Consider the following 25,069-nt stretch of genomic DNA (forward strand, 5'->3'; position numbering starts at 1 on the left):
CTACGAGCGCGCTGGCTGTGACTTTCTTCGGCAACGGTGCCTGCCGTCACGTCTGCTGGTCTCCGGTGAGCGGCACCTTCGTACGGAGCCGATTAGCGCACGCCGCGCCACGAGGCGTGGTGATGTGGCCGTGCGGAAAGACTCTGCTCATTCCCGGAACTCTTCCACCGACATCGAACACGGCACTCCCTTTGGGCAGGGAAACTGTCGGTATGGCTTTCCCGTCTCAGGAGCATCAGCCCTTCGCTCACCTGAGCACGCCCAACGCGGCCTTCTACCGGGGGATTCTCCGAGCGTTCGCGCGAGCGAAGGAACGATTCATCGTGCATCTCCGGCCCGAGGACGTGGCGGCGGAGCTGCGGCGGGACAATGACGACGCGCTCGCGCAGGCGCTGGACAAGCTGCGGGAATGGGGCAACCTGCGGGCCGACGCCGACACCGGCAGGGTCACGAGCGTGGAGGACTTCCACCGCAAACGGTACCTGTTCCAGCTCACGCATGCCGGGCAGGCTGCCGAGCAGGCGATCTCGTTCTACGAAGACGCCATCGGGAAACGCGGGGCGCTGCAGACTGTGGCATTGGGAGACATCGCCGAGCAGTTGCAGTCGCTGGTCGTTCTCGCTCGCGATGCGGATCCCGACCCTGCGCGCGCGCACCTGCTGCTGCTGTCCCTGTCCGATCGGTTCTCGTCGCTGGCCGACAACGCGCAGGCTTTCATGGCCTCGTTGCGGCGCGCGATCGACTTCTCCGACGGTGACGTGGCGGGGTTCATCGCCTACAAGGAGCGGCTGATCGACTACATCAACCGTTTCATCGCCGACCTCGCCAACTCCGGCGCGCGGATTGCCACGCTCCTGGGTGAGCTGGAGAAATCGGACCATGATCGGCTACTCCGGCTGGCCGCGCGCCGCGAGGCCGCCGACGCGGTGCCCGGCGAAGAGGAGGCGGCGGAGGCGTACGTCAAAGCCGAGGAAGCGGCGTTCGCCTCCTGGTCGAATCGCTGGCGTGGCCTCCGGGACTGGTTCATCTCCACGGGCGCCGATCGGCCGTCGCAGGCGCGGCTGCTGCGCCAGGCGGCGATCACGGCGATCAAGCAGCTCATCGACACGGTGGGGCTGCTCAATGAGCGGCGGTCCGGGCGTTCCGATCGCAGTGCGGACTTCCGGGCGCTGGCGCGCTGGTTCGCCGAGGCTCCCGATGAAGCCGCGGCGCATCGGTTGTGGCGGGCGGCGTTCGGGCTGACTCCATCCCGCCATCTCACAGTGACGGCCGCGACCTTGGAGGAATGGCACGAGGTCGACGCAGGAGTCCTCTGGCAGGAGGCGCCGCCGATCAGGATCTCGCCGCAACTACGCCGTACCGGCTCCTATGAGCGGCGCGGTAGACCGAACAAGGTAGCCGACCGTTCTCAGGCCCGCAGACTGCTGGTGGAGCAGGCCGAGCGGGAGGCGAGCGAGACGGCCGCGGCTCGGGCCGCGCTGCGGACCGACGGCCCGGTCCTGCTGTCAGAGCTGAACAGTCTCGATCCACGAGCCTTCCGGTTGTTCCTGGGGCTGCTGGGCGACGCGCTCGCGGCCCGCCGGCCAGGCGAGACGGAGGTGAAGACGGTGAGTGCGGACGGATCGATGGAGATACGCCTTACGCTCGTTCCGCATGGAGGCAAGGTGGAGATCCATACGGAGGACGGCGTGCTCACCGGGCCCGAGCACGTGATCGAGATCACTGACCTGACGGCCGGACCATGATCGGGGACGAGGAACGGGCTCAGCGGCGTGCCGCGCTGCGCGCGCTGCTGGCCAGACCGCTGCTCACCGCCGAGCGCGATCCAGAGGCGCTGCTACTGGTGCGCCGGCACGTGACCGAGCTACGCGACTGGCTCGCCCGCGAAACCGGCTGGCGGCTCATGGTGGACTCGGGGACGGCGCGGCTGTTCAAGACCGCTCCGGACGCGCGGGACGCGACTCACCCGGCGCGAGGAAAGGCGGGGGAGCCGTACGGGAGGCGCCGCTACGTCCTGTTCTGCCTGGCTCTGGCCACACTCGAACGGGCGGACGCGCAGACCACGCTCGGCCGGCTGGCGGAGGAGGTGCTGTCGGCCGCGGCAGAGCCGGAGCTGGACTTCACCTTCACTCTCGATACCCGGGCCGAACGAGCCGATCTGGTCGCCGTCGTGCGCATGTTGCTGGACTGGGGCGTGCTGCGCAGGGTCGCCGGCGATGAGGAGGCTTACCTGTCGGCGACCGGTGATGTGCTGTATGACGTACGCAGGCCGGTACTGGCCACGCTGCTCACCGGCGCGCGGGGCCCGTCCACGGTCTCCGCGTCCTCGTTCGAGGAGCGGCTCACCGAGCTGATGGCCGAGCCGGTCGCCGACACCGACGACCTGCGCAACCAGGCGCTGCGCCGCCGGCTGACCCGCAAGCTCCTGGAGGACCCGGTGATCTACTTCGCCGACCTCGACGAAGCCGAGCGCGCGTACCTGGCCTCCCAGCGGCATGCCATCGTCCGTCGGCTGGAAGAGGCCACCGGGCTGGTGGCCGAAGTTCGAGCCGAGGGCATCGCGATGGTCGATCCCGAGGACCAGCTGACCGATGTCCGCATGCCGGAGCAGTACACCGACGGCCACGTGACGCTGCTGGTGGCCGAGCAACTGGCCGTCCACGGCGAGCTGACGCTCGAAGAGCTGAAGGCCTTCGTCCGGCAGGCGGCCCGCGAGCACACCTCCTTCTGGCGTAAGGGCGTGACCGAGCCAGGCGCCGAGACCGGCCTGCTCGCCACGGCCTTGGACAAGCTGACGGCGCTGCGGCTCGCGCACGTCACCGGGGGCGCGGTCGTGGGGCTGCCCGCCATCGCCCGCTACGCACTGGCCGAACCTGCGATCAAAGGACAGTGATGCTGACTTCCCCGACCTCCGAACGCTGGAAGCCGCTGCGCGCCGGGCTCGTCGACCTGTTCTATTACGACATAGAGGAGTTCCACTTTCACGACGGCCGTCTGCTGTTGCGTGGCAACAACGGCACCGGCAAGTCCAAGGTGCTGGCCCTGACACTGCCGTTCCTGCTTGACGGAGAGCTGGCCCCGCATCGCGTCGAACCGGACGGCGACCGGCAGAAGCGCATGGAGTGGAACCTGCTGCTGGGCGGCAAGCACCCGCACCCCGAGCGGCTGGGTTACGCGTGGATGGAGTTCGGCCGGCGCACGGCGGACGGTTCTGAGGAGTTCCGTACGATCGGGTGCGGGCTGAAGGCGGTCAAGGACCGCGGCATCGTCCGGCACTGGTTCTTCCTCACCCCGCAGCGCGTCGGCGCGGAACTTCATCTGCTCTCCTCCACCGGCGTGGTGCTCACCAGGGAGAAGCTACGCGAGGCCGTCGAGGGCCGTGGGATGGTGTACGACCGGGCCGCCGACTACCGCAGGGCCGTGGACGAGGCGCTTTTCGGGCTCGGCGAGCACCGCTACGAGGCCCTGGTGAACCTGCTCATCCAGTTGCGCCAGCCGCAGTTGTCGAAGAAGCCGGACGAGAAGCTGCTGTCCCGCGCCCTCACCGAGGCGCTGCCACCGCTCAGCCCCGCTCTGATCGCCACGGTCGCCGAGGCGTTCCGCGGCCTCGACGAGGAGCGCGACGCCCTGCGGGGACTGGAGGAAGCGCGCGAGGCGGCGACCGGCTTCCTGATCCACTACCGTCGCTACGCCGCCATCGCTGCCAAGCGCAAGGCCGCCGTGCCACGACTTGCACACAGCCGTTACGAGCATCTGGGCCGGGACCTCGGCGAGGCCGAGGGCCGCCACGCCGCAGCGGAGGCGAGTCTGGCGGCAGCGCAGCAGGTACTGGAAGAACTGGAGGAACAGCGGACTCTGCTGGAGGCACGCCGGGACGCGCTTCGAGAGAGCCCCGAGATGCGTGACGCGGAGCGGCTCAAGCAGTACGGACAGGAGGCCAAGCGGCTGGCCGATCATGCTCGCCGCTGTGCGCAGGAACGCGACCGCCTCGCAGGCGAGGCGCAACGGCGCGAGCAGCGAGCCCATGCGGCCCGGGACAAGGCCGACGCGGCAGGGCGCGACCTTGGCAGGGTGCACGATCTGACCGTGTCGGCCGCCCGTGAGGCGCGGTGCGAGCCCGGGACGGCCCGTACGGGGCCGGATCATCTCCTTGTGGCCGGCCAGCCGGAGCTGGCGCGGATCAGGCGTGAGGCCGAGGCACTGGCGGATCGTCAGGAGCAGGCGATCGGCGAGCTGGAGCGGCTCATCGACCGCGTACGCCAGGCCCAGGAGCGGATGAGGGCCGCGCGCACCGAGGTGGAGCGGCTGACCGCGGAGACACAGGCCGTGGCTCAGCGCGTCGCCGACGCGGAAGACGCGGTCAGCGGGGCCGTCACCGGGCTGGTCAAGAAGTACACCCTCTACCTGGCCGGTCTCGTCGAGCTGCGGCTGGACGATCCCGATGAGGTGATCGCCGCGCTGCGGTCCTGGGCTGCCTCTACCGACGGCCCCAACCCTGCCGCGAACGTCGTGGGCGACGCGACCAGAACGGCTACCGACGCGCTCGGCCGGTTGGGAGCAGAGCTGGACTCCGAGATCAAGGAGGCGACGCGGGCCGCCGCGGACCTGTCCGAAGAGATCTCCCGCTTGGAGGCCGGTGGTCACGAGGCGCCGCCTGTGTCGCACACGCGCGACCCCGCCACCCGCCTCGGCCGTCCCGGCGCACCCTTGTGGAAGGTGGTGGACTTCGCCGACGCGGTGCCCGGCGACCATCGGGCCGGGCTGGAAGCCGCCTTGGAGGCCGCCGGCATCCTGGACGCCTGGGTGACGCCGGACGGGACGTTGCTGGCCGCGGACGACACCGTCATCGTCGCCGGTGAGCCGCTGTCCGGCCCGTCCTGTGTCGCCGTCCTGCGTCCGGCTGTCGACCGGGCCGATCGGCAGGCCGCGGCACTGGCCGACAGCGCTGTGGACGCGGTGTTGTCCGCCATCGGGCTCGGGCCGGGTCACGACGGCCGGGCGTGGGTGGCAGCCGACGGCAGATGGGCGAACGGCGTGCTCACCGGCTCCTGGCGCAAAAGTGAGGCGCGCTACATCGGAGAGGGCGCCAGAGAGGCGGCGCGGCGGACTCGGCTGGCGACCCTCCGCGGGGAGTTGAACCAGGTCAATCGGCGGATCGAAGACCTGCGCGGCCGGCTTGAATTGCTCGCCGCCCGCCGGGACAGGCTCGCCGCGGAACACCGCGGCCTGCCTTCGGACACTGAGTTGCGAGAGGCGCACGTCAAGCGCGCCACCGCCTACGAACGGCGTGACGAGGTCAACGCAGCGCACGTCGCGGCGGGCATGGCGCTTCGCGATCGGCAGGACGAGCTCCGGGAGGCGGGCATTCGGGCTGAGGAGTTCGCCGCGGACGTCGGCCTGCCCGCGGATCCCGTGGCGCTCGATGAGGTCAAGGGTGCGCTCAACCGCTATCGGCTGGCTTTGGCCCAGTTGTGGCCCGCCATACAAGTCTGGCGTGACGCGCACGAGACCGCCGCGGACTCCGCAGGGGAGCTCGGCAGGACGAAGGAACAGCTCGACGACGCCGCCGAACTGTCTGCGAAGGCGGATGAGGAGGCGGACGCCGCGGCCGAGGCGTACCGCACACTGGTCGAGACCGCGGGCTCCGCCGTGGAGGAGCTGTTCCGCCGGCTCGACCAGGTGCAGCACGAACTACGCGAGCGCGCCATCGCCGAACGCGCCACTCGCCTGCGTGAGCAGCAGGCCCTGCAGGAACGCGGCAAGGCCGAGGGCGAACGCGACAACCTGCGCAAACAGATCGGAGAGGCCGCCACGGCACGCGACGCCGCCGTACGCGAGTTCCAGGCGTTCGCCGCCACTGGCCTGCTGAACGTCGCGCTGGCAGACCTGGACGTGCCCGACCCGGGCGGAGAGTGGGCGGCGACCCCCGCCGTGCTTCTGGCCAGGACGGTCAACGCCGAGCTCGACGCGGTGGACGACGGCGACGGCCCGTGGGACCGGGTGCAGAAGAAGGTCGCTGAGGAGCACAAACTGCTGTCGGACGCCATGGCCAGGCACGGGCATTCCGTCGAGCTGACCCTGCACGACGGCGTCATGATCGTCGATGTGATCTTTCAGGGGCGTGCCAGGGACATGCCCGAACTGGCCGCGGCGCTGGCCGAGGAGACCGGGCAACGCGCACAGCTCCTCTCGGCCAAGGAACGCGAAATCCTGGAGAACCATCTGCTCAACGAGGTCGCCGGCACGCTCCACGAGCTGATCGCAGCGGCGGAGTCAGAGGTCCGGGAGATGAACGGGGAGCTGGAATCCCGCCCCACCTCCACCGGCATGCGGCTGCGCCTGATCTGGAAGACGGCCAGGAACGCCCCCGACGGGCTCGACCGGATCAGAGGCAAGCTCCGCCAGACCGTGGACGCCTGGTCCGCTGCCGACCGGGCCGCTGTCGGCGCGTTCTTGCAGGAGCGGATCGCCCGCGAGCACGCCGACAACCCAGCCGCGGGCTGGGCCGAGGCCCTGACCAGAGCGCTGGACTATCGAGCCTGGCACGAGTTCGCCATCCAGCGGCTCCAGGACGGCCAGTGGCGGCCCGCCACTGGTCCCGCCTCCGGCGGAGAACGGGTGCTGGCGGCGTCGGTGCCGCTGTTCGCCGCCGCCTCGGCCCACTACAAGTCCGCGGGCAATCCGTACGCGCCGCGCCTGGTCGCGCTGGACGAGGCGTTCGCCGGGGTGGATGACGACTCCCGGGCCAAGTGCTTGGGCCTGCTGGCCACGTTCGACATGGACGTGGTGATGACCAGCGAGCGTGAATGGGGTTGCTACCCGCAGGTGCCCGGGCTGGCGATCTGCCAGCTCTCACGACGGGACGGCATCGACGCCGTGCTGGTGACGCCCTGGCGATGGGACGGGCGCGAGCGGCGGCGGGCAGAACGTCCCACCATCGCCGTGCCCGCGCCCTCCCCCGCACCGGCCGTACGGCAGGACGGTCTGTTCGGCATGGACGAGGGCGGCGCGGCCGGATGAGCGGCAGCAGCACGAACGGCCCCACGGCAGGCGGCTCCGCGGCAGGCGGCGGTGCGAGCGAGCGGCTGGGGCGGCTGCTGGGCGGTGACGAGACCGCCTGGCTGGTCGACCGGGCACGCCGCCGCCTGGAACGGGGCAAACCGCTGACAGGAACGGTGACGCTCACGACGGCGACACCCGCACAGCGCCGCGCGGCCGAGGTGCTGCTCGGCCGCCGCGCGGGAGCAGGGTCCTCCCTGTCGGTCTCCTTGGACGAGGTGGATCGCATCCTGCGAGTGGGCGGCATCGCCGCGGACGGGCTGCGTGAGGCCGTCATCCGGCTACGTGGCCCGATCCGGGACCTGACGGGGGAAAAGGCCGCGCAAGCAGCGGACTGGAACCGGGCTTTCGCCAAGCTCGACGCCCTCATCTCCGAGCGGCCCGAACTGTCCGGGTGGCGATCGTGGCTGGAGTCCACCGGCCTGGTCAGAAGGCTCGCCACCACGGCCGGCGAAGCACGTACCCTGCTCGACCGGCTGAGCACCGTGCTGGAGCGGCTGCCGTCACCGGGCACGCGCCTCGGCCGGCTCGCCGCTGAGACCTGCGCGGACGCCCACGCGCTGGACGAAGGACGCCCGCTGGCGACCCTGGCCCTGTCCGCGGCGCGTGCCCTGTCCGGCCTGCCGTACGCGGGCGAAGGCGGCGCGGACGCCCGCCGTTCGGCCTGGGCCGCAGTCGGCGTGCACCTCGACGACCTGTCCTCCTTCGTGCTCTGCCTGGGGCTGCCGGGTGACGACCGCTCCCCCACCGGACGCATGCTCAGCGCGGCCGGCGCGGCGGGCGAGCCATGCGTGCTGACCCTGCGCCAGCTCCTCCGCCACGAAGCACCACTGCGCGCGGACCTGGTCAGGATCTGCGAGAACCCGGTGGTGGTCGCGGCGGCGGCCGACGAACTCGGAGCCTCCTGCCCACCCCTGGTATGCGGCGGCGGCCGGCCGTCGGCAGCCGTCTGGCGGCTGCTGGGCCTGCTCGCGGCCGGTGGCGCGACGTTCGCCTACCACGGGGACTTCGACTGGGGCGGGATCGCCATCGCCGCCGCGGTCCACGAACGGGTCGGATTCCTGCCGTGGCGCTTCGACGCCGCCTCCTACCGAGCCGTGCCCTCGTCGGCGCCGCTGTCCGGGCAGGTACGCCCGACCCCCTGGGATCCGGAGTTGTCCGTGGCGATGGAGCGACGAGGCGTACGCGTCGAGGAGGAGCTCGTCCTCGCTGAGCTAGTGGCCGACCTGAAGTTGCGACCTTCGTTGTGATCATCGAGATGGTCTCGACGCTCGGCCCGCACGCTCCCCGAAGCAATCGAATGTCCGTGGGCCAGTAACCGAACGAGCCCAAGGAAGAGACGGCGTCGTCATGGACGTCATACAGCGGGCCGCGGCCCTCAAAGGACGGCTGAACGACTTCGCCATGTCACCCCGGTTCGTCCGAGAGCTCAGCCAAGCCTTCGAGCAGAGCGCCCCCGAAGGCCTCGCCCGCAGCGAGGCAGCCGCGAGCATGCGAGACAGGCGTGCGCCTCCTGCAAGGGCTGGAGGTAGGACACTGAGCGGCTGAACCTTCGAGCATTCTCGGCCCGCCGCGGGCTTACCCGGGCGCTGGACCTTGGGCCGGGTCAAGACGCTGTCGGGCGGCTGTTCCGTCGTAGCGGGCTTCGGTGAGGCGCGGCGAGTCCACCAAGTCAATCTCGAGGTATGCCGAGCGGCAGGTCGGCGTGGCGACGAAGCCATGTGCCTGTCCGGACTCGGCGATCTCGCCCTGGATGCGAACGATCCAGACGGCGCCCGCCAATGGTATGACCACTCTTTGCGTATTGCTCGCGGAATTACCAGGCGCGACGTCCTCATTGGGGCATTGACGGGACAGGCCCGACGGCGGCCGCGTTTCGGCGCCACGGCTCCGTCCGCCATGCAAGGAGCTCAAGCAGGCGCTCGTCATGGCGGTCGCCGGCGGCTACCGGCTGGCCGACATTGAAGTTCATCTGCTGATAGCCGAGACGTACGGTCGGCTGGGCGACTTGGACGCCGCGGGAATCGAGCTTGGTGGCTGCGGTCAAACTCCCGGGAACCTAAATCGACACCCAATTTGATCCCTTACGGGTGTTCCACTCCGCCCGGAGCCCAGCCCGCTGCAGTGGCGCTAGCTCTCCGCAGAGACCCGCATCTGAAGGGCGGGCGCGTCTTACGGTCTGCCAGCTGTAAATAAGGCCCTGACCAGCTCGAACGCCTGTCGTGCGGCCAGCCGCAGGAGGCCCACGCCGAAGAGCTCCATACGTGTCGAGCAGCACCCACATATCACCACAGCAATAGAGAAACTAAACTCGTAGTTGCTGGAGCTCTCCTAAAACGGGTGCCGCAGGTTCGAATCCCGCAGGGGCACTCATCTCCACCAGGCTATTGGCCTTGAGAGCGTTTCCCAGGTCACTCGTAGTTTCATGGGCCACGCCGGCGAAATGGACTCTCACCTCTGAGCGAGGTGTCGGCCAACTATCCCACGGCCTGTCCGGCTACCGCCGCCCATCCCGCTCATCGTCGGCTCCGGTCTCACCGGGACCCGGAGGCGTCTCAGGGCCGCTGCGGCTCCGGAGCGCCTGACCCCAATGGTCTACAGCCGCCCGTTTTGCCCGGCTACAGCCAGTTCTCACCGCGGACGATGTAGTACTGGATCGCGGTGAGCGTGCGGTGGCGAAGGTAGTCGCCGTTCTCGTGACTCAGCCGGGTGGCCGCCGCACGGCTCAGTGCGCTGGAAGCGGCCTTCTCCAGATCGGGGTCGAGCGCGTGCAGTAGTGTCTCCACCGCCTCCTGCCGCAGCATGAGCCGACCGACCTCCGTGTCGTGGCCTGGCACGGCGAAGCCGGTCGCTCCAGAATGCTCGTACGCGGCCTGGGCCTCCTGCCGCAGTGTCGCGTGCAGGCGCCTGAGTCGCTCGCGGGCCGCTGCCGCGCGGGTGCCTCGCTCGCCGGTGGCCAGTAGGTCGAGGGCTTCCGCCACGATATCTCCGTCGAGGCCGGTGGTGCGCAGTGCCAGGTCCACGGCCATGCGGACGATCTCCGGCAGCTTGTCCGGTCCGGGAGCGGCGGCCAGGGCGCCTATCCGCGGATCGGCTGCGGCCAGGGCGCGCATCTGCTTGTCGAGGAACAGCGCGGGGGGCGACGTGGAGTCGGACGGGATCACCAGTCGGTGGCGGCGCGCAAGCCACGCACTGTCGACGCGGATGCCGGACAGGCGCTCGCCCAGGGCGAAGGCGGCCGCTTTGCCGTTGCCGTGCCATTCGGCAGCGCTGACCGGCAGGGAGTCCAGCCAGGTGGCAACGGCGTCCGGGGCATCGCCGGTGGCGGCGGACAACTCCATCGGGTCGAACGTGGCCAGGATCTCTCCGCGAGCCGCAAAGGTGACGGAGACGTGGAGGTTGACGGTCCAACTCAGGCTCAGCGCCTCTCCACCTGAGGCGGTCAGCCGCCGCAGCAGCGCCGTGTCGGCGCCCCAGCAAGACATCGGCTCGATCAGAACCGCACCATCGCCCTCCACGGCGAGCAGCGCCGTCCGTCCGGACGCTTCGTGGTCCTCGTTCTCGTCGTTCTCGTCGTTCTCGTCGTCCTCATAAGAGTCCCAGAGCGTCGCCTGGACCCGGCTCCAGTCGGCGTTCACCACCTCGCCGGAGGGATCGGCACCGATGTCGCGCAGTGCTTGGTCGGCAGCGATGCCCTTCATCCAGATGAGGCCCGCCGGGTCGGGGAAGACGTCGTCAATGTCCGCGTAGTCGCTCATGGCCTCTCGTCCGCTCGCCGGGGTCTCCGGCACGGGCCGAGGCCCGTGCCGGAGACCGCTCGCCGATCAACCTAACTGATCAGTTGGGACCGATGGGATTGTCGACTCCGTCGATACCGCAGCCTCGGAAATCGGAGATTTCTTCGGGGTAAAGCGCCTCCGTGGCCACGATGCCGGGGACTCCGCTCGCCGGGCGTGAATGCCCGAGCTGGATGACGTCCACCCAGAAGGGCGAGCGCTCTCTGATGCGGTTTCTCTGGTAGCAGGCCGACAACCGGAACCGGATGAGCAGTTGTCGCTCTCGCGCATCGCGTTGACTGGCGCGTCCGGTGCAGACACCCGCCGGGCTGTCCTGCTCCGTAATTCCAGCCGGGATTTGTTGATGTTCCAACCTCCCGGAATCTTCTTGGTCGGCCATCCAGGGGGATTGGGCTTGCTGTGCTGCGGGTCGTACAGCGCCGTATAGATGTTCTGCGCGGATGGAAATACCGCATCAGGTCGGTGATGTCTGCGTTGTCGATGTAGCGGACGAAGGGCTGCACGGCGCGAGTGCCGACTTTGTCCGGGTGGTCGAGTCCATCCCAAGGCACGCTCAGCGTGAATTCGAAGCCGCCTCCGCCGGCCCAGTCGGTGATCTTGGTTGTCCTGCCATGAGTGCCGTCCTTGACGACTCCGCCTTCGACGTAGGTGGTCTTGCAGTTGAGACCGTTCTGGCCGAGCCCCAGGTTGATTCGCCCCGGATTCGGTGGAGACTTTGGAGATCGCCTGCATCCCCAGCACGTCACCGACTCGTTCCTGTGGCTGGCCTACCTCGCCGGCCCGCCCCCCATCCGTTTGCCCGATCTCCGCCACGGCGCGGCCTCGCTGATGCTGGTGGCCGTGGCAGAGATGAAGGTCGTGCAGGAGACGCTGGGCCACACCTCCAGTTCCTTCACCGCCGACACCTACACCTCGGTCTTTCCCGAGGTGGCGATGGCGGCCGCGGAAAAGACGGCAGCGCTCCTGCTCGCCGAGGAGGAGGACCAGCAGAAGCCAGCAGAGGTGATTCCGCTGCGGAGCTGACCCGCCGCATCAGCAGCCGGCCCCGTGGTCGCCATGACCAGACGGCAGCACGGGGCCGTTCCTTATCATCAGATGACGGTCGCGGTGCGCAGGCACATGCTCCCACCCATACACCACTCCGCGGACGTAACCTCTTCCGGGGTTAGCGCGTGGCGGCGCTCCGGCCCACCGCGGTCCCAGAGCATCTTGCGGATGCGGGGTAGCAATCGGCTGAAAGTACTGTAGGGGACAGCGCTTTCAACCGATGTCGCCGACGGGCATGGCCCCGCAGACTTGGACATCGTGTCAGAGAGAAGACGGCGCATCGGCGCGCTTGATGTGATCTGCGGATTCGCGCTGGGCGGGATTCTGCCGGCCGATGTGGGGCCGATTCCCCACATCAACGGCCAGGTCGTGCCGCCCGGGACGAATGACTGGATGAGCCACGTCGTAGATCACCGGTTCTTGCCCACCTTCGCCGTTCTGTTCGGCGTAGGGTTCGGGTTGCTGCTGGCGTCGGCCGGGGACCGTACAGGGAGTCCGCGGCTGCTCGTGCTGCCGGCGTCGGCCTGGCGCACATGTCCCTGCTCTGGCCGGGTGACGTGCTCGCCATCCAAGCGGTCTCCCGGCTGGTGTTCCTTCTGCCGTCGGCCTGGCTGCCGCGGTGGGCGGTCGCGGTCCTCGCCGCTGTGGTCCTGATGGCGTCCCTGGTCGTCACCGGCGGCTGTCTGATCGCCCCCGGCCTGCTGCTGGCAGGTGCGCCCCTGGTCAGATATGGCGTGATCGACCGGATCGAGCGGTCCGTGACCGGACCGGCCCTCACAGGGGTGCTGCTCGCGGTGGCCGCGGCACCGGCGCTCGTGCTGCAAGTCGTCCAGGCGGACGAGCCCGGCCGGGCCGTCGGCGTGGTGATGGCGGTCGCCGGTATGTTGATCGGCCGGAGTGTATGTGTGCGTGCTGCTGCTCCTGCTCAGGACGCCGCTGCGGGCGGCGCTGCACGTGCTCTTCGCGCCGCTGGAAAAGATGGCGCTGACGAACCATCTCACCGCTTCGCTTCTGCTGTCGGCCGTGGCGCATCTGCCTGGTCGCCCGGAGGACTGGCCTCAGCCTGTGCTCCTGGCCATCGTGATCGGAGTCCTCGCCACGCAGTGGTTGTTGTCCACGCCGTGGCTGCGCCCCTACCGGCTCGGTCCGCTGGAGTGGCTGCGGCGCTGGGTTACCTGGGGGCGCCGCCCGCCCCTCCGGCACGTCGTACACGTCGTACACGTCAGTGACGGTTCGCAATCTTGAGGCGCGGCGACCACCGCGTGATCACTTGGAGTTCGTGCAGACACCCGGTGCAATGGGTGTGATCGTGAGAGGAAAGACATCTGATGATGCCCGGCCACCAGCCGACCGCCGGCCCTCCCCGTACAAGCAGGCGTTTCGGCCCGTTGACCGCGATCATGGCCGCGGGGATGCTGGCCCTCACCTGCGCCGCGCCGGTGAGCGCCGCGATCCGGGAGCCGAGCGCTCCTGCCGTTCCTGAGCTGCGCTGGAGCCCGTGCCACGAGGGGTTCCAGTGTGCGACGGCACAGCTGCCGCTGGACTACCGGCAACCGGACGGCAAGAAGATCGACATCGCCGTCGTCCGGCACCTGGCGACCGATCCCGCCCACCGGATCGGCACCCTGTTCGTCAACGGGGGCGGACCCTCCGCGCAGATCGACCCCACCGTCGCCCAGTACGCGACCCTTCCCGCCGATTGGCGGGCCAGGTTCGACGTTGTCACCTTCGACCCGCGCGGTTTCGGCTACAGCACGCCGGCGCAGTGCTTTGCGGACACCGCCGCCGAGGACCGGTTCCTGGCCGACCTGCCCGTCCCCTTCCCGGTCGGTGCGAAGGAAATCGCGGCGACGCAGGAGATCTGGGCCCGATTCGACCGCGAGTGCGTCGAGCACGCCGACCCCGGCCTGCTCGCCCACAACAGCACCGCGAACGCGGCACGCGACTTGGACCTGCTGCGGCAGGCCATCGGTGATCCCCAGCTGAACTACTTGGGATTGTCCTATGGCACCGTGCTCGGCACGATCTACGCGAACCTCTTCCCCGGCAAGGTCGGACGGATGGTCCTGGACAGCAACATCGACCCGGTACGGTACACGACAGCTCAAAACGATCTGCCGACCTACCTGCGGCTGGGCAGCGACAAAGCGTCCGCGTCGACCCTGAAGGCCTTCCTCGACCTGTGCGGGAAGGCATCCACCGCCGCGTGCGCGTTCTCCACGGGCACACCGGCCAAGACGAGAGCGAAGTTCGACACCCTGCTGGAACGGCTGCGCCGACGCCCGGTGACCGTCGACGGCCCGCCGGGCACCTGCGGGTACGCGTGCGCGCTCGCCACCGTACCGCTTCGCCGGGTGCGTCAGTGGCAGGCCGGAGCGAGCCAGCTGCAGCAACTCTGGACGGCCACGACCAAGGGAGGCGACGCGACTGCCGGACCGGTCCCGAAGGCCGAGCCGGATCCGGGTGCCGGGCCCAGCTACTACACGGGTCAGGAGCAGGCCCTCGCCGTCATCTGCTCCGACAGCCCGAACCCTCGTGACCCGCTCGCGTACGAGGCCGGCGCGCGACTGGCCCGCGCCCGGTCCGGGCCGATCGGCCTGACCTGGGCCTGGCCGACCGCGCCGTGCGCCGGATGGCCGCGAAGCCAGGACCGCTACGAGGGGCCGTGGAACGCCCGCACGGCCAACCCCATCCTGCTCGTCGGGATCACCGGCGACCCGGCCACTCCCTACCAGAACTCGGTCACGCTCTCGCGCCACCTGGCCAACTCCCGGCTGTTGACCGTCGACGGCTACGGACACACCGCGCTCGCGAACCCGAGCGCGTGCGCCTCGACGTACGAGACCGGCTACCTGCTGACCGGCGCGCTGCCACCGGCGGGCACCGTCTGCGAGCAAGACGATGAGCCGTTCCCCGAACCTGCGGCGCGCTGACGCCGCGGCAGGCTGCCAAGCCTGGCAAACCCTGGCGATGGCTGGCCGATCTTCGCGCCTCCTCGATCGCCCGACAAATCTTCCGGGCACGCTTCGGTCGTGCCCGGGATGACCCATGCACACCAATCCTTGTGAGGACGCGTCGAATGATGACCTTGATTCGAACCTCAAGCCGCAGCAGCCGGATGGTCCTGGCCGCCGTCACGCTGCTCGCGGTGCTCGGGCTCGTACCGGTGGCCGCGAACGCCGCCACGAGCGGCGGGCAGAGCACGGTGGTGGCGGGTCCCGCGGTCGCGATGTCCTCCGCGACCACGACGTACAAGATCTGGCACTGGAACATGGCCGGGCATCATCAGCACCTCGGCTCGACGACGAACGGCATCATCCAGGCGATCGCCGGCTCGATCAGCGTCCGTCAGCCGGACTTCGTGTCGATCAATGAGATCTGCCGCAACCAGTACGGCGCCGTGATCGATGCCCTGCAGAAGATGGGCTGGCCGCAGAGCCCCGCGAACTTCGCCCGCTACGAGCCGATGACGACGGCCGGCGATTCCGGCTACTGCGCCGGGCACGGCATCGGCATCGCCATCTTCAGCCGCTTCGCGCTGGGCGACACGTTGCGCGAGACCCTGCCCTACGACGGGTCGGGCAAGCAGCGCAAACTCCTCTGCGCACCCATCGCGGCGCGCCCCTGGACCAGGTTCTGCACCACCCACTTGACGACCGTCGCCGCCAGCAGGGCCGACCAGCTCGCCGCCGTGCACAGCGTCCTGGAGTCCTACCGCTCCCAGGGGCACCTCCCGATCGTCGCGGGCGACTTCAACGTGCAGCCGCACTCCCCACTGCTGGACACCTGGTACGACGCCTCAGTGGACACCGCCGCCAATCGCGGCAACGCCGGCCGCTACCACGAGCTCGACGATCGCGAAACCGTGTGCCCGGGCTGGGGCGAGCAGACCACCGAGAGCAACGAGCTGGGCGCCTGTGGCCAGTCGGGAAAGGTCGATCTGATCTTCGCCCCCGCCGACCGGCTCGTCAGTTACCGAGCGGACGCCCATCCCATCGGGCACGTCTGCGGCGGCAACCGCGACAAGCCCTGCTCCGATCACCGCATCGTCGACGCCACCGTCTCGGTCGTGGCCGGGCAGTGACGCGCAAGCCGGTGGCAGGCGATCCGGGCCACCGGACGGGCCGAGCCCACGAAGGCGATCGCGTGGTCACCCGGCTTACCAGCTCGTAGGGATCGCGCCGGTTGCTGGGCACCGGCTTCCCGGCGTCCAGCAGCAAAGCTCTCCCGACCTGCGGCGATCTCGAACCCTTCGATTTCACGCGCAATGCAGAGACATGAAACCGACTCACCCGATCAACGCATGGGCCGGACGGCTCGTGCTCAAGGATGTGAACGTGTCAGTGATCCCTCCCAGCCGTCCCCCGCGACCCCCCGTACCAGCCATTTGGTGGAAGACCTACCTGACGATCGCGGCGATCTGCCTCGTGGTGGCGATCTACGCGGCGATCTTGGAAAATCTCAAGGCCATGACGGCCTTGACCACGGCCTGCGCCGGATTCCTCGTCATGTTCATCCGGGCCTACGTCCGCCGGAGCCGCTGAGGCCGCCGTTGGGCCTTGGGGCGTGCCCGCCGACATGCCCGGAAGGCAGGATCTGGTTGTCGTACTTGCCGCTGCTGGGCGGTGGAGACCGCGGCAAAGTGACAGGATCCCTCGTCAGACCACCGGAAGTGTCCCGCGTGCCCGTCCCTTGTGCCCGCCAGATCCCGGCCGGCCTGCGGCGAAGGTCACCACGTCGATGACGGCCGGACCAAGCACAAAACGGTCGATCGCTGCCCGCACCAGGCGAGTTCCTTGGCCTTTCTCGCCGCTCTCCTCACCTCGCTGCCGCGCGAGGTCCTGCGCCGGCTGCGACTCCTCGTCCGTCCGGACACTGTCCTGCGCCGGCACCGCTATCTGATGCGACGTCGTCACGCCCATATCAGCCGACCTCAACGGCCCGGACGCCCACCCACGGTCCGCTCCATTTGCACCCTCATCCTGCGCCTTGTTGAGGAGAACCCCGGCTGGGGCTACCGGCGGGTCCACGGCGAGCTCACCACTCTCGGCATCGAGATCGCACCGTCCACCGTCTGGGAGATCCTCAAACGGGCGGGTCTCGATCCGGCGCCCGAACGGGCGTCCACCACCTGGACCGACTTCCTGCGCTCCCAAGCCGACGCGCTACTGGCCTGTAACTTCATCGAGACCATCACTCTCAGCGGGCAGCGCCAGTACATCCTGGCCGTCATCGAACACTGCACCTGCCGATAATCACATCCGCCCAGGTCATGACTCTGCGAGAACTTCGCGTAGCGTACGGGAAACGCCTTTAGCGCCTGCATCCCTGCATCCCTGCATCCCTGCATCGGACACGGGCAGACCGGTCGCCACGCGACGATCAAGAAATGCGAGAGGACAATACGTCTGAAGGCGTAAACCGACTTCATGATCCTTTCGTCACATGAACATCCGAGAGGAGAGGGGTTATCATGAGCAACCCTCGTCGCTCTCGCGAGGGAGACTGGCTCGCGAAGCGCCTTAACGTGCCGATTGCAGCGTTCTTGGCCATACCTGCCCTCCTCTTCCCCACTCTAGGATTCCTGATCGGCGCAATAGCGATATTGATCTATGGGATGAGAGTGGGCCGGCAGGAAGAAGAGCTTTCGGTACAACCACTTGCACATCGACTCCGCCTTAACGCCGAGGACGTCGGGGCGGCCACCTATCTGCTGGCTCCCTTTCGGTTTCTGCGTTGGCTATATGAAAGTATCGCTTCGCTGGGATTCGCGATGGCCATGGGGTTGCTGTATCTCGGAATCGGAGCGCTCATAATAGCCGTGGTTACAGGCGGATTCGCTCTGGCGCTGTACGGCCTTACCCAGGTGTGGCCCGCAATGCTGTACGACTTGGGCTCGATCCGGCGAGCACAAAGTGAGTGGATACTACACCTCTGGGGACGGCTTGCTGGTTATGGTTTCCTGGCAGCAGGGTCGGCTGCGGTTCTGCCGCTCAAGGCAGACGCATATACAAACGTTCGCGAGTCAACAGCTGTGTTGGGGTGGTTGATCGCCCCTCTCACGGCAATGGTTCTCCTCTTCGTCACTCCGATCATCAGCTTCATGCCTGTAGACGTAACATCGTCACACAGGGATGGCGCACCTGACGCTACTATCAATCCTGATCGTACTCGCGTGGACCGCCAGCCGTCGCATGGCTCGTCTGGCCAAAAACCCTCGCGCCCCGAGGTGACGCACCTTCCACCAGATGCGGCGGCATGGGCCAATGTAATTGGCATGGAAGACGTGTGCCGCAAATTAGGTCGAGAAGTAGGGGCTTATGCGTGGATCCCTGGCCAGGTATCCGATTCCGACTACAGTGATAGAAAACTGTACGGGAAAAATATTGCTTATCAATGGTCGTGCACCAAGAACGGTCCGAAGCTGACTCGCGAGGATCTCACAATTGGATGTCAGATTTGGTATCCAGGAACGCAGGCCTACACAACTGATCCGGATTATGCATATTCGTGGCGCTGTATCTGAAGCTGAGTAGGTTCGCCATCCTCGCGCGATCGGCTGGGAGAATGACAACCTGCGACAGGCCGTCCGGAGCCTTGTCTGGTCGGCCGGCATGGGTGGAGTTCGTCGCCAACTTTCAGTTCGCCGAGGGTCGTGGGCATCAGGCGGATGCCGATCCAGGTTTTCCCGTCCCAGCAGCGGTGTTTGTGGTGAGAGTTCCGAGCGGTTCCTTCCCGTGGGCTTGTGTGGTCGGGTCCCAGATGGTGGCGGCGCAGCGGTCGCGCAGTTCCGAGACGCGGCAGTCGATGTCGCCGCATCTTGTGATCGTCCGCGAAGCCCAGCAGAGGCCTGGTCCTGTGGGCGTAGCAGCTGAGGGTGTTGCGGTCTCGGCCGAGTAGCCGGGCTGCCAGGGTGAGCGTGACGGTGTTGCGGTGGCTCAGGACAGTGGCCAGGACACGATGCCGGTGGTCGAGAAATCCGAAGCCGGGGTTGCATCCGCGCCCGTTGTTGCCCTTGCGCTTCTCGCGTTCGGCCTCGGCCACGGTCCTGCGCCAGGGCTCGAGTTCTGTCACAAGCTGGTCGAACCCCCACTGGTATGTCATCAGAACGCTGAAAATATCCCGGCGGCGCCTGCTCATCGGCGAGGAATGGGCAATCCACAGCAATACCATCATCGTCCTCCTGCCCAAAGGCGAGCCCGAGGCGACGGCCGATGACACTTACCGGCAGCTCATGGGGTACTGGTACGGGTTGCCCGGAAGGGATCAAGGGTGATCCCACCCGACTACGCCACCAAGTAGATCTCCTCGGAACCACCACACCCACAAGATCGTCATTCTTCGACATGGCCCAGCTTGGCAAGGTTCAGCCTGGGAAGTGACGTCATAGCGGCTGGCAGCACCACACGCAGTTGCGCGCACCGGTCCAGCTCAGAACGCTCGCTGCGTGACCTGGTTGAAAAAGTACTCACAAGCAGCATGTTCGTCCTTGAATCGCTGCAAGTGATATTTGGCGCCGCGTTCGAACCAGAACGTCTGCCATACTTTTCCCTGCTTACGCAAACACCACTGGCTGTCATCCGGTTGTTCCAGGATGCAGTAGAGGTGGGGATCGATGTCTGTGTCGGCGAGTGCTGCCCGCAGCTCTTGAACATTCATCACGAGACCACCCTGATATCCCCGTTCTTGAGCAGCGAGTCGATGCCGTTGGGCAGGAGTATCTGGAAGCCGCCTCCCGGCTGGCCGAACCATGGGCGGACGAGACCATACTGGACGTCGATGGGTCGCGTCACCTCATAGGTCGTCAGCCTGCGAGATCTCGCCGACCGATCAAGGGCCCGGGTCTCGAAGGCCGTGCCCGCTGGAGAGACGAATCGGCCTCCGTCCAGCGCCGGGTCGTAGCCGTACCTGTCGAATCGGTCCCCTGAGTTCAGCCGGAGATCTACCGGCGGCCCGTCGAAGCCGTTGTTCCGTGGCCATCTGTAGTTGTTGTCGCGAGGGTATGCGGCAAGGCCGAGGGGGTCGAGCCAGCCGGTGGTGTTGAGGACGTAGGCGTGGGGAAGCCAGCCGCCCGCCAGGCCGAGGGGATCGTTGCTGAGGAAGCGGGCGGTCTGGGGATCGTAATGGCGGAAGTAGTTGTAGTGAAGGCCGGATTCCTGGTCCGCGTACTGGCCGGGGAAGCGCAGCGGGCAATCCGCGCCCGCTGTGATCGCGCCTGGAGAGGTACCCCAGTGGGCCTGGTTCAGGCGCCAGGTGAGGTGGCCTTCAGGGGCGGCGAGTTCGAGTGGGGTGCCGATCAGGTCGGTGATGACGAGGGAGAACTGGGCGTCGATCCACTCCTGCGGGGCGTGTTGCGCGGGGATGCGTTCGGTCTGGGTAAGGGGGCGGAAGGTACCGGGGGCCCAGTTCCATACGGTGGTCCGGTCCTCGCTGATCTGCTCGGCCAGGTTCAGGCCGTCCCACACGAAGTGCACACGGCCGGTCCCGTCGGCGCGTTCCTTGGTGATGCGGCGGCCGAGTGGATCGTACAGGTAACGCCATTCCTGCCCGTCGGGTGCGGTAACGCCGGTCAGGCGGTCGTCGGCGCTCCAGGTGTACCGCCACGTCTCCGTCCGGCCTCCCGGGCGTTCCCGCCGGCGTGCGACGGTTCGGCCCTGGGAGTCGTACTCGTAATGGAGGTGTCCCGCCTGCTGGAGCAGGGTGCCGGCATAGGCGCGCGACCCCTGAGCGTCCCTGGGCCCGGGCCAGGCGGCGTCGGTGATCTGACCGGTGGAGTCGTAGGCGTAGTGCTCGCTCCAGCCGGAGCCGTGGACGGCGGTGACCCGGCCGGCCGGGTCCAGGTCGTAGCGGCGGCGGCCGGACAGCAGGTCGTCCACCTGGACGAGATAGCCGTCGGGCCGGTAGCTGTGGGAGCGCCGCTGAATGGCGCGGCTACCTTCGGACGCGGGGCCGAGGGTTTGGGCACGTACGCGGGAGTCGGGATCCCAGTGGTGGGTGAGCGACATCCCGGTGCCGAAGCGCCGTGAGGTTTCGCGGCCCGCCGGGTCGTAGCCGAATTGGATGATGTGGCCTGAGGTGTGCAGGGCCACGAGCCGATCGCCGGCGTCGTACTCCCAGGTGCTCTCCGCACCGGATGGGGTGCGATGGTGAGTACGGCGGCCCATCGCGTCGTACGTGCTGGTCAGGGTGAGGCCGTTGCAGGTCTCGGCGATCACGCGGCCGTGCTGGTCGCGTACGAGCTGCAGATCGGCGTCCGCGTTCGCGGCACGGGTCAGCCTGCCCAGAGGATCGTAGGTAAACGTCGTGACCTGGTCGCCCGATTGCCGCTCGATCGGCCGGTCCAGGTCGTCGTAGGCGTAGCGGGTGGGCTGACCGGCGCCGTTGACGCGTTCCGTGATCCTCCCGGCCGGATCACGGATGTAAGTCAGGACGCGGTGGTTGAAGTCGGTCTCGCCGATCAGGGCGCCGTTGGGGTCGTAGGTGTAGCTCCAGGTCAGACCTTGGGGATTGGTGACCTGGACGAGGTGCAGCTCGGTGTCGTGAGTGAAGGTGAGACGTGCGCCGTCCGGTGTGGTCTGTGCCGCGGGTAGGTCGAAGGGGTCGATGTCGGTACGGGTGACCTGGCCGAGCGGGTCGCGGTGCTCGATCAGGTTGTTCTCGGCGTCGTAGGCCCACTGCTCGGTGGCCCCGCTGGGCAGGTTTCGCGAGGCGAGTCTGCCCTCGACGGTCCAGGTGTAGGAGGTGGTCTGGCCGAGCGGGTCGGTCACGGAGGCGATGCGGCCGAAGGGATCGCGGTCGTAGCGGGTGGTGGCGCCGAGCGGGTCGGTCACGGCGGTGGGCAGGCCGGCCTCGTTGGTTTCAACGGTGTGGGTGTGACCGAGCGCGTTGGTGACCGAGGCCAGGTGGCCGTGCTCGGTGTAGGTGTAGCGGTGGAGAGAGTCGGCGATCAGGTTGCCGCGCTCGTCGCGGGTCAGCGGCCAGGTGGTTGCGTCGAAATCGGTGACGACGGTCGGCATGCCGTGCTCGTCCCGGTTGAAGGTGCGGCGGGCGCCGTCCGGGCGAGTGATGGCTTGAAGGTGCAGGTCGTCGTGGTGATAGGTGGTGGTGCGGCCGAGCGGATCCGTGTGGGCCAGCAGGCGGTCGTGGCGGTCCCACTCGTATGTCGTGGTGTGACCGAGGGGATCGGTCTCCTGGGTGACCTGGAGCAGGTCGTTGTATCGGTAGGTGGTGACGTGGCCGAGGGAGTCGCGGGCGGTGGTGACCCTGTCGGCGTAGCTGATCTCGGTGTCGAAGACGCCGTCGATGCCGGTACCGGCCGTGCAGCGCCCCTGACCGTCGTAGGTGTAGGCGTACCACGTGCCGATCCGGTCCCGCCAGCCTGTCATGCGGCCGTCGGCGTCGTAGGAGAAGCGCAGCGGCAGGCCCGAGGAGTTGGTGATCTCGGTGAGGTTGGCGTGCTCGTCATAGCCGTACGTGATGAGGGTCTGGGCCGCCTCACGTAGCCGGATGGCGACGACCAGACCGGCATGGGTTTCCAGGCCGAGGTGGTAGCCGCCTGAGTGCACCACCTCGACCGGGACGCCTTCGCTGGTGTAGCGCAGGTCGATGCGGTTGCCGTTCCGGTCGGTGATCGCTCCCAGGGGCAGCACGTGCGGCTCCCCCGCCTCCTCGATGGGCGGGTCGGGCGATACCGCGAAGTGGAGAGTGTGGCTGGCGGCGGGATCGGTGACCAGGTAGTGATCGGCCTTCCGGCACAACAGCCAAGGGGGGCCGTTGCTGGGAAGAACCGGTCGTTCCCCATCGGGATGAGAGAAGGTGAGCAGCGCGCCCGAGGCGGTGGCCAGGCACACCCCCTCCGCATCGATCTCCAGCCGCTGATCCAGCGTCGAGGCCCACGACGGGCCGAACCAGCGCCCCTGCCGATAGCTGGACAGGTACGTCCGCTCCAGCAGCAGCGGCAGGACCCCGGGCAGTTCCACGTCGGTCTGCGGCAACAGCACCGTGCCGGACGGGAAGTGCACCGGATCCTTGCTGAAGAACTGCTTGGTCTTCTGCCACGCCGTGCTCGCCGCAGTGGACACACGCCCTGCTCCGGCCCGCATCGCCGACCGGATGGTGGAGGTGCCCGCAGCCCTGAGCCCGGCCGGCAACGCGCCGCGCAGCGCCGTCGCCCCTGCCGGCAATCCGGCGCGCAGCGCTCCCAGCCCCAGCAGTTGACCACCGCCGGCGCGTACGCCGGCGGCCATGCCGCGCAATCCGGCCACTGCCTTGGCCCCCTGCGCCAGCAGCCCTACCTGCCGGCCGCCCGGTAAGACGCCGATCCCGTCCATGACGACCTGCCCCAGGCCGACCTTGCCCTGGCGGAACTTGTTGAGGGAGTCGGCGAACACCACCGCCCCGGCTACCACCGCCGCCCCCAGCAAGACGGCCCCGGCGATTCCACCGGTACCGACCACCAGCAGCGCCAGCCCGGCCACCATCGCCACGTTGCGGGCCAGATTGACGAAATCATCCCAGGAGCGGAACGGCGTGCTCACGGTGTCCCAGGCCTGCTCCAGCCAGGACTTGTTCTGGATGCCAGAGCCTTCCAGCGCCTGCTGGATACCCTCGGCCGCCCTGTTCGCGGCCTGGCCGCGCAGCCTGGCCGCCTCGTCGGCGATCCGCCGTGCCCTGCCTCGGTCGGCCTCGGCGTTCTGCGCTCGCTGCACCGCCGGGCGTACCGAGGCCTGCAGGCCGGGATCAGCGGCTTTCACCGCTGATTCGACCTCGGCCAGGCTGGTGAGCCCAGACGCCGCGGGCAGTAGAGCGCGAATCTCGCGCAGAGCGCCCTGATACTGCATATCGGCCGATCGGCCCTGGCTCAGTGCGGTGCCTGCCTGCATCTTGGCCTGGCCCAGGCTGTCCGCATAGGTCTTCAACGCGTTGCTCGCACCTCGGTAAGCAGCGCCCAGCTTGGCCAGTTCCGCGGGTAACCCGCTCAGCGCTTCGGTGTACTTCGGTGCGTAATCGCCACGCATCCGCAGTGCGGAACCGTTGGAAGCCACCCCGTTCAGCCGAGCGGTGTTGTCCTCGGCCAGCTTGGCCTGGCCCAGCAGTTTCTCAGCCAGGGTTCGGACTTCCTCCGGGTTTCCCGGCGTGGGGTCACCGGTCAACCCCAATGTCTCCCATCCGCCTGGCATGCGATCACCTGCTCCGTGGAGGTTCCCTCCTCACCGGTACGTAAATGACAAAGCGCGAGGTTCGATGGGATTGGATAGGAGTTCAGGTGACCAGTTCCAGCGGGTCTTCCCTATGCCCCGAGAAGGCCACCAGAGACATCAGGCGGCGCGTCGCCAGCCTCAACCAGGACGATCACACGACTGGCCCCCGGGACCCAGGGCAATGGTGCCCATCGTTCGGGCAAGGCCCGCCGTGAACCGGAACGGCTGCGTCGGCGTCTTGAGCAGAGTCCGTGCGCGCGAGCACACACCGAGCACGGCGTCCCCGAAGCCAACCCTCGGCATCCACGCCACAGGAGCGTTACCCCAGCTCAAGACCCTATGCGGCCCTTGGTTTGCACGCTTGCAACAGGGTGGGCCGTCGATTTGAGCATCCGGCCCCGCGTTCGCCGCCTGCTCGCGGCGAGGCGGGGCCGCTGCTCTTGCACTGCGTGGGAGGATGGTGAATGGATCATGGTGTGTGCAGGGTTGGTGCGGGCGAGCACGTACGGAGCACGCAACACCTAGACGAAAATTCTAGAACGCATCGGATCCCGCATAACCCCAGGTCAGGCCATGATCAAAGCGCGCCCTGCAGGATTCGAACCTGCGACCGTCGGATTAGAAGTGGACGGCTCTTGTTGCCTTTACGGCGCTCTGACCTGGTGCTTCGGGTATCGTCTCGGACCGCCCATGGCAGGCGTTCCGCGCATAGTCCGGATCTTGTTGACGCTCCTGGAAAAAGGCTTGCGGCCAACCATGCCGGTCACGCCGAGGGTCGTGCCTCCGAGGCAGAGACACCGATAAAGGCACCCTCGAACCAGGCGTGCGCGGCTACCAAACCCTCGCCGACGGCTACACAACGATTCCCGCGACCAGCCCCGCGATGGCACCGTCTGACGCCTATAGCACAGGGCGGCAGAGGTATGCGAGCCCAGCCAACGTGACATGCGCATAGCTGCGGGGTGA

At 68.0% G+C, this 25,069-nt stretch carries 16 protein-coding genes and 1 pseudogene; 11 read left to right on the forward strand and 6 right to left on the reverse strand.

Annotation, left to right across the window (positions count from 1 at the left end; translation table 11 throughout):
* Window positions 1-212 precede the first annotated feature (212 nt).
* From HCN51_RS13260 to HCN51_RS13275, 4 genes are read left to right on the forward strand one after another with little or no spacing between them, the layout of a single operon-like run.
* Window positions 213-1,745 (forward strand): TIGR02677 family protein, encoded by a 1,533-nt coding sequence (locus HCN51_RS13260; protein WP_168009963.1) that lies wholly within the window; start codon window positions 213-215, stop codon window positions 1,743-1,745.
* Window positions 1,742-2,893 (forward strand): TIGR02678 family protein, encoded by a 1,152-nt coding sequence (locus HCN51_RS13265; RefSeq protein ID WP_168009964.1) that lies wholly within the window; start codon window positions 1,742-1,744, stop codon window positions 2,891-2,893. The genes HCN51_RS13260 and HCN51_RS13265 overlap by 4 nt, the downstream gene beginning before the upstream one ends.
* A complete protein-coding gene (locus HCN51_RS13270) occupies window positions 2,893-7,020 on the forward strand; it encodes a TIGR02680 family protein (RefSeq protein ID WP_168009965.1) in 4,128 nt (1,375 codons plus the stop codon). Before HCN51_RS13265 ends, HCN51_RS13270 begins: the two co-directional genes overlap by 1 nt.
* Complete coding sequence (locus HCN51_RS13275) at window positions 7,017-8,309, forward strand: TIGR02679 family protein (protein ID WP_168009966.1); 1,293 nt, start codon at window positions 7,017-7,019, stop codon at window positions 8,307-8,309. The genes HCN51_RS13270 and HCN51_RS13275 overlap by 4 nt, the downstream gene beginning before the upstream one ends.
* A 1,368-nt stretch (window positions 8,310-9,677) precedes the next feature.
* Here HCN51_RS13275 and HCN51_RS13280 read toward each other — a convergent pair.
* On the reverse strand, window positions 9,678-10,817 hold the full coding sequence (locus tag HCN51_RS13280; RefSeq protein WP_168009967.1) for a DUF6461 domain-containing protein: 1,140 nt from the start codon (window positions 10,815-10,817) through the stop codon (window positions 9,678-9,680).
* A 79-nt stretch (window positions 10,818-10,896) separates the two neighbouring features.
* Entirely contained in the window at window positions 10,897-11,235 is a 339-nt protein-coding gene (locus HCN51_RS13285) for a hypothetical protein (protein WP_168009968.1), read from the reverse strand.
* A gap of 269 nt (window positions 11,236-11,504) precedes the next feature.
* Here HCN51_RS13285 and HCN51_RS13290 point away from each other — a divergent pair, with 269 nt between their 5' ends.
* On the forward strand, window positions 11,505-11,879 hold the full coding sequence (locus HCN51_RS13290) for a tyrosine-type recombinase/integrase (protein ID WP_168009969.1): 375 nt from the start codon (window positions 11,505-11,507) through the stop codon (window positions 11,877-11,879).
* A 285-nt stretch (window positions 11,880-12,164) separates the two neighbouring features.
* On the opposite strand, the gene HCN51_RS13295 is transcribed toward HCN51_RS13290, so the two are convergent.
* Complete coding sequence (locus tag HCN51_RS13295; RefSeq protein WP_168009970.1) at window positions 12,165-12,317, reverse strand: hypothetical protein; 153 nt, start codon at window positions 12,315-12,317, stop codon at window positions 12,165-12,167.
* Between the two features lie 489 nt (window positions 12,318-12,806).
* On the opposite strand from HCN51_RS13295, the gene HCN51_RS13300 reads away from it, so the two are divergent.
* The 6 genes from HCN51_RS13300 to HCN51_RS13325 all read left to right on the forward strand — a co-directional run bounded on the left by HCN51_RS13300 (window position 12,807) and on the right by HCN51_RS13325 (window position 18,429).
* Window positions 12,807-13,148, forward strand: a complete 342-nt coding sequence (locus tag HCN51_RS13300; RefSeq protein ID WP_346433629.1) for a DUF418 domain-containing protein — start codon at window positions 12,807-12,809, stop codon at window positions 13,146-13,148.
* 143 nt (window positions 13,149-13,291) lie between these two features.
* Window positions 13,292-14,836, forward strand: coding sequence for an alpha/beta hydrolase (locus HCN51_RS13305; protein ID WP_168009972.1), 1,545 nt, complete (start codon window positions 13,292-13,294; stop codon window positions 14,834-14,836).
* A gap of 155 nt (window positions 14,837-14,991) precedes the next feature.
* Window positions 14,992-15,987, forward strand: a complete 996-nt coding sequence (locus HCN51_RS13310; protein WP_168009973.1) for an endonuclease/exonuclease/phosphatase family protein — start codon at window positions 14,992-14,994, stop codon at window positions 15,985-15,987.
* Window positions 15,988-16,180: 193 nt separating this feature from the next.
* Window positions 16,181-16,447, forward strand: coding sequence for a hypothetical protein (locus tag HCN51_RS13315; protein WP_168009974.1), 267 nt, complete (start codon window positions 16,181-16,183; stop codon window positions 16,445-16,447).
* A 252-nt stretch (window positions 16,448-16,699) separates the two neighbouring features.
* The gene (locus tag HCN51_RS13320; RefSeq protein WP_206066965.1) at window positions 16,700-17,158 is read left to right on the forward strand and encodes a helix-turn-helix domain-containing protein; all 459 of its coding nucleotides are present in this window, start codon (window positions 16,700-16,702) and stop codon (window positions 17,156-17,158) included.
* Between the two features lie 218 nt (window positions 17,159-17,376).
* Window positions 17,377-18,429, forward strand: a complete 1,053-nt coding sequence (locus tag HCN51_RS13325) for a hypothetical protein (RefSeq protein ID WP_168009975.1) — start codon at window positions 17,377-17,379, stop codon at window positions 18,427-18,429.
* A 236-nt stretch (window positions 18,430-18,665) separates the two neighbouring features.
* Here the strand turns inward: HCN51_RS13325 and HCN51_RS62940 are convergent.
* The 3 genes and pseudogenes from HCN51_RS62940 to HCN51_RS13340 all read right to left on the reverse strand — a co-directional run.
* Window positions 18,666-18,989: pseudogene (locus HCN51_RS62940) on the reverse strand (ISAzo13 family transposase); the annotation flags it as partial.
* Window positions 18,990-19,334: 345 nt separating this feature from the next.
* Window positions 19,335-19,562, reverse strand: coding sequence for a hypothetical protein (locus HCN51_RS13335; RefSeq protein ID WP_168009976.1), 228 nt, complete (start codon window positions 19,560-19,562; stop codon window positions 19,335-19,337).
* Window positions 19,562-24,055 (reverse strand): glycohydrolase toxin TNT-related protein, encoded by a 4,494-nt coding sequence (locus HCN51_RS13340; protein ID WP_168009977.1) that lies wholly within the window; start codon window positions 24,053-24,055, stop codon window positions 19,562-19,564. The genes HCN51_RS13335 and HCN51_RS13340 overlap by 1 nt, the downstream gene beginning before the upstream one ends.
* Between the last annotated feature and the right edge of the window lie 1,014 nt (window positions 24,056-25,069).

It is taken from the genome of Nonomuraea composti, assembly GCF_012034275.1.
GTDB classification, from domain to species: Bacteria; Actinomycetota; Actinomycetes; order Streptosporangiales; family Streptosporangiaceae; genus Nonomuraea; species Nonomuraea composti.

Bases quoted from the DNA above. Each gene is read 5' to 3' on its own strand.
- HCN51_RS13260 (WP_168009963.1), top strand. From the start codon at position 213: ATGGCTTTCCCGTCTCAGGAGCATCAGCCCTTCGCTCACCTGAGCACG.
- HCN51_RS13265 (WP_168009964.1), top strand. From the start codon at position 1,742: ATGATCGGGGACGAGGAACGGGCTCAGCGGCGTGCCGCGCTGCGCGCG.
- HCN51_RS13270 (WP_168009965.1), top strand. From the start codon at position 2,893: ATGCTGACTTCCCCGACCTCCGAACGCTGGAAGCCGCTGCGCGCCGGG.
- HCN51_RS13275 (WP_168009966.1), top strand. From the start codon at position 7,017: ATGAGCGGCAGCAGCACGAACGGCCCCACGGCAGGCGGCTCCGCGGCA.
- HCN51_RS13280 (WP_168009967.1), bottom strand. From the start codon at position 10,817: ATGAGCGACTACGCGGACATTGACGACGTCTTCCCCGACCCGGCGGGC.
- HCN51_RS13285 (WP_168009968.1), bottom strand. From the start codon at position 11,235: ATGGCCGACCAAGAAGATTCCGGGAGGTTGGAACATCAACAAATCCCG.
- HCN51_RS13315 (WP_168009974.1), top strand. From the start codon at position 16,181: ATGAAACCGACTCACCCGATCAACGCATGGGCCGGACGGCTCGTGCTC.
- HCN51_RS13325 (WP_168009975.1), top strand. From the start codon at position 17,377: ATGAGCAACCCTCGTCGCTCTCGCGAGGGAGACTGGCTCGCGAAGCGC.
- HCN51_RS13335 (WP_168009976.1), bottom strand. From the start codon at position 19,562: ATGAATGTTCAAGAGCTGCGGGCAGCACTCGCCGACACAGACATCGAT.